Origin of the sequence: Psychrobacter sp. (assembly GCF_035469765.1) — a bacterium.
Lineage (GTDB): Bacteria > Pseudomonadota > Gammaproteobacteria > Pseudomonadales > Moraxellaceae > Psychrobacter.
Genome location: NZ_DATIRM010000097.1, coordinates 1 through 5248, shown reverse-complemented (window position 1 = coordinate 5248; position 5248 = coordinate 1). Strand labels below are relative to the sequence as shown.

4 protein-coding genes are annotated in these 5248 nt (G+C 43.0%); 3 read left to right on the top strand and 1 reads right to left on the bottom strand.

Annotated features, from left to right (window positions below):
* The first annotated feature begins 510 nt into the window (after positions 1-510).
* Complete coding sequence (locus VLN09_RS02680; RefSeq protein WP_325243667.1) at positions 511-1029, top strand: hypothetical protein; 519 nt, start codon at positions 511-513, stop codon at positions 1027-1029.
* A gap of 77 nt (positions 1030-1106) precedes the next feature.
* Here the strand turns inward: VLN09_RS02680 and sat are convergent, their stop codons facing one another.
* Complete coding sequence (gene sat, locus VLN09_RS02675) at positions 1107-2360, bottom strand: sulfate adenylyltransferase (protein WP_325243666.1); 1254 nt, start codon at positions 2358-2360, stop codon at positions 1107-1109.
* A gap of 354 nt (positions 2361-2714) precedes the next feature.
* Here sat and VLN09_RS02670 point away from each other — a divergent pair, with 354 nt between their 5' ends.
* Positions 2715-4400 carry a nitrite/sulfite reductase gene (locus tag VLN09_RS02670; protein ID WP_325243665.1) on the top strand — a complete coding sequence of 562 codons (1686 nt, stop codon included), beginning with the start codon at positions 2715-2717 and terminating at the stop codon, positions 4398-4400.
* A complete protein-coding gene (locus tag VLN09_RS02665; RefSeq protein WP_325243664.1) occupies positions 4393-4989 on the top strand; it encodes a DUF934 domain-containing protein in 597 nt (198 codons plus the stop codon). Before VLN09_RS02670 ends, VLN09_RS02665 begins: the two co-directional genes overlap by 8 nt.
* Positions 4990-5248 lie beyond the last annotated feature (259 nt).

The window sequence follows — 5248 nt, the reverse complement described above, 5'->3', positions numbered from 1 at the left end:
CCTATCATCAAGGTGCGCGATGATTTGTTTTGGATGACTTTAATGTTTTGGTTGTCAGTCACTGAAATATAACGCAAAGGGTTACTCTTAACGGTATTGGTCGTTTGCATAGTCGCTCTCGATAATGTCATGATGCCATTGGTTGTTAGAATGTTAGGTGTTTTTTTTATTGATGAGAGATATGCTAGCAGCATAGATGAAAAACGCTTAGTGACGAATACGCTTATCGAGTGATTAACTTGGCATAAGCACTGTGATTATTTATTCTACAATGGGCTTTTTTGAGTATCTATTTTGCGATATAGAGATAAGCGGTGACTTTTGGATAAGTTATGATATTGCTTGCCCAGTAGACGAATATTTAGGTAAGCTATAGCATCGCCTGAACTTTGAGCGTTAGCTATATATAGCCGCTTAAGACCCTTTACTCCCATTAATAGCGATAAACTCAATCAATAATGATTTGTAGAGCCATTTTCTGCTACTTATTCACTCAAACAAGGCGTCTCAATGATGAACTCTTTCTCTCGTTACTCGCGTTTTTTTGCTACCCTTTCCTTAACGAGTGCCGCGCTGCTTGCTTTGAGCGGCTGTAATAACACTACAAAAGTCAATCTGGACAATCATGGCCTCACGCAATCTGCCACCATGCTCTCACCTGCTGTGCAAGTCATTGTTGGTGACTATGCTTCTGAAGGTTATGCTAAGCGCATGCAAGGGGATGACTGGTTGGGTGTGATGGTACGCGCACAGGGAGATAAACAGGTAGCCATTCAGGTACGGGCACGCAGTGATATCAAGAAACCGACGTGCCAATTTGATGCTACAGCAACTTTTATGGGGCAAGATGACGCGCATGGTATTATCTTTCAGAGTAAAGTGGATGACAGCGCAGTCTTTTTTCAATTCAAAAACGATAAGCTGACCATCGATAGCCAAGATAAATATGCGCTTAACTATTTTTGTTCTGGCGGTGGCACATTGGTCGGTGACTATCAAAAGCTGGCAGGTGATTTAGAGCTCAGCTAATCACAATGTTTAGAATAAAAAAAGGGTCAGATTTATCATCTGACCCTTTTTTAATGTTTCACATTTAATATGAATGTCTATACCGCAGAAGCCCCGACCAATTTAACCTCAGCACGCTCATCAAATGCAATACCGGCATAATAATCACGCAAAATCTGCAACACTTCTGGACGGCTAAAGTTATCTGGCACTTCTTCGTCCTCTGACAGTGCTTTACGTAGTTTGGTCCCTGAGACTTTGACATGCTCAGAGGCTTCATGCGGACACGTTTTGTCTGACGCCATGGCATTACAAGCATTGCACCAGAACGTCCAGCCAATCTTTAACGGCTGGGTAATCAGATCGTCTTTACCAACATGATCAAAGATGGTTTGTGCATCAAAAGCGCCATAATAATCCCCAACGCCCGCATGGTCACGACCAACGATTAGATGGCTACAGCCATAGTTTTGACGGAATACGGCATGCAATAATGCTTCACGTGGTCCAGCATAACGCATATCGAGCGGATAACCGGCTTGAATTACCGTATCTTGTCTAAAGTAATTGTCAATCAAGGTTTTAATGGCTTCTTGGCGCACGTCGGCTGGGATATCACCTGGCTTTAATGCACCTAATAACGAATGTATCAATACGCCATCGCAAATCTCAATGGCAATCTTGGCAAGGTATTCGTGTGAGCGATGCATTGGATTGCGCGTTTGGAAGGCAGCAACCGTTTGCCAGCCTTTATTATCCAAAATCTCTCGCGTTTCAGCAGGGGTTTTATAAATCTCAGGATATAAGGTTGGGAACTCGCCTTCACTTAGGACTTCGACACTACCGGCAATATTGACTTCGCCTTGCTCTAAGACTTGTTGAACGCCGGGATGCTCTGGATCTGTGGTGGTAAAGACTTGTTGGCACTCATGCTCTTTGTCGATAGTATAGGTCTCTTCCACCGTTAAGATACCCATAATCTCGCCATCTTTTGCCACTAAAGCTACCTTATCGCCTTTACTTAAACTATCAGCTGTCGTTTTAGGTGCTGACAAAGTAATAGGGATGGGCCAAAACAAGCCAGCATTATCGCCACTTTGCAGGCGCATATTATCAACTACGCCCTGCCAATCGGCTTGATTCATAAAACCATTTAACGGTGTAAAGCCGCCAATACCAAACATAATCAAATCACCGCGCTCACGTGAGCTGAGCGTAATCGTCGGTAAAGTGCTGGCAAGTTTCAGCGCCTGATCGCGAGCCTCACCCTTTAATAAAAGCGGCTTTAGCTCAGCGCTACCGTGTGGAGGAACGAGTTTTGATGGTGTTTGATTAGCAATGATAGATGTCATAGTGATTTTACAACCTTAAGAGATGGGGAAAAAGATGAATGACTGCAAATGAATAGGTTAAACAAGCGATTGAGTAGATAAGGCACTAATTGCAGTACGTTAAAACTATTTATTAGAACTTGGTTATTAAAAACAGGCGTTAAATTCGATAACTATAGGCTACCTAACTTTCGTTATGAAAATTTATGCTGTGTTTGGATATGGATATGTCTTAAAGGAATTTATGTTTATAGCGGTAAGCTTATATGATGTAAGGCTGAACTGTTTACCTTGCGATTGGCAATAAGCTGAATTATCCGTACAAATTATGTTCATCGCTGCTTTTACGTTTAAAAATAACATTGAGATTACGTCATGTATCAATATAACTACGCTGACCAAACCTTAGTAGAGGAACGAGTTGCCCAATTTCGTGACCAAACCGAACGGTTTTTGGCGGGCGAGTTGCCAGAAGAGCAATTTTTGCCGCTGCGTTTGCAGAACGGTCTTTATATCCAGCGTTATGCGCCCATGCTACGTATCGCAGTGCCATACGGACTGCTTGCGACCTATCAGTTACGTAAGTTGGCTGAGATTACTCGTAAATATGACAAAGGTTATGGGCACTTTACTACCCGCACCAATATTCAGCTGAACTGGCCAAAACTTGAAGAAGTGCCAGATATATTGGCGGAGCTGGCGTCGGTGCAAATGCACGCAATCCAAACGTCGGGCAACTGTATTCGTAATACCACAACCGACCCGTATGCCGGTATCCACAAAGAAGAGATTGCCGATCCGCGTCCTTATTGTGAAATTATTCGTCAATGGTCAACCTTTCATCCAGAATTTGCTTTTTTACCGCGTAAATTTAAAATTGCCATTATCGGTACTGCCAACGACCGTGCTGCGACACAAGTACATGACGTAGGACTGCATCTAAAAACCAATGACGCAGGTGAGCTTGGCTTTGAAGTATTGGTTGGCGGTGGACTTGGACGTACGCCAGTTATCGGCAAAGTCATCAATGAGTTTTTACCACGTCAGCATCTGCTCAGCTATTTGGATGCTATTTTGCGTGTTTATAACTTACATGGTCGCCGTGATAATAAGTATAAGGCACGTATCAAAATATTGGTTGAGAGTATGGGCGGTCCTGCATTTGCCAAATTGGTCGATGCAGAATGGGAAGCGCATATTAAAGACGGTCCACTAACCTTAACTGATGCCAATTTTGCCACTGCTAGTAGCTTTTTTACTGAACCTGATTATAAAGTTTTCGATGCGTTACAAACACAGGCAGAGCTACAACAAACGCTTGATAAAGATAAAGATTTTGCCAACTGGTATCAGCAAAATACGGTGGCGCATAAAGTAGCAGGCTATCGAGCAGTCGTGATTTCTTTAAAAGCCGGTTTGGTGAACGGCAGTTATGTACCGTCAGGTGATATCAGCGAGTCACAAATGGATGCGCTTGCAGATCTTGCCGATAAATATAACTTTGGCGAATTGCGTAGTACCTATCAGCAAAATTTAGTCTTTAGCGATGTGCAAACCAAGCAGTTATATGAGTTATGGCAGCAATTGTCTGATCTGCATCTGGCGCGTCCGAATATCAACACCTTAACAGACATGATTGTCTGCCCAGGTTGGGATTATTGCTCACTTGCCAATGCCACCACGCACAATATCGCTGAACAAATCGAAAAGCAGTTTGATAATCTCGACTATCTTTATGACTTAGGTGACATTCGCCTCAATATGTCTGGCTGCATGAACGCTTGTGCGCATCATCATACGGGTGATATCGGTATTCTTGGTGTTGATAAAAAAGGCGAGCATTGGTATCAAATCAGTCTGGGCGGTAACTCTAGCAACGATGCCAAAATTGGCAAAATACTAGGCAAAGCGGTACCGGCAGATGACGTAGCAACGACGCTACAAAAGATACTGGATGTTTATTTAGAACAGCGCGTCAGCAATGAGCATGATGTAGAAGGCTTTGGTGACTTGGTCGATCGCGTTGGCATTGCCCCCTTTAAGGAGAAGGTCTATGGCTAATCATCATGTGTTAAACAATAAAGGTGCTGATATCAGTCAAAAGGATACGTGGTTAGCGCTGTATACCGATGAGCTACCAGATGGTATTACGCTAAGCCACGTCTCACTTTTAGAGTTGCTACAAAAACAAGAAAAACCTGATGTGTTACTGCCACTTAGCGATTTGTTAGATGCTAAAGGTAACATCGCAGGTGGACTGTCTCAACAAGTACATGAGCTAATCATCCAGCATGCCAGCCGTACGGGTGTTTGGATAACAGCGAATAGCGATACTGAAATATTGACTCGAATACCAGAGTTCTTATTGCAGCAAGAACTGATTGTGATTCATGTACCTGCCTTTACCGATGGACGCGGATTTAGCTTTGCTCAAACGCTGCGCCACATGGGCTATGAAGGTGAGATTCGCATGGCTGGCAAGTTTGGTCGCGATCAAATTGCTTATCTGTTGCGCGCAGGCACTGACAGTTTTGTGATAAACGAGCACGATATGCAGTCTATTTCTGATATCAGTCAAGCATTTAACGCTCTTGCCAGTAGCTATGACGGTCGCGATGCTAGCGCATTACCGATGTTTGCAGGTGCGTAAAGCATTGCTTGCAATAAAACTTGTTACTAATCGTTTTTCGATTTAGTTGTTTTTATTTTAGTTACGTCACTTATTAATTATCACTAAGGAATATTTTATGAGCCAATTACACCCAAATCTAAATATCGACCAAGCCAACCAAGATTTACAAGGTAAATCGCCAGAACAAATCGTTGAATGGGCATTAAGCCAAGCGAAAAACCCAATCATCACCACTAACTTCCGCCCTTACGAGTCAGCGATTTTGCATTTGGTCGCT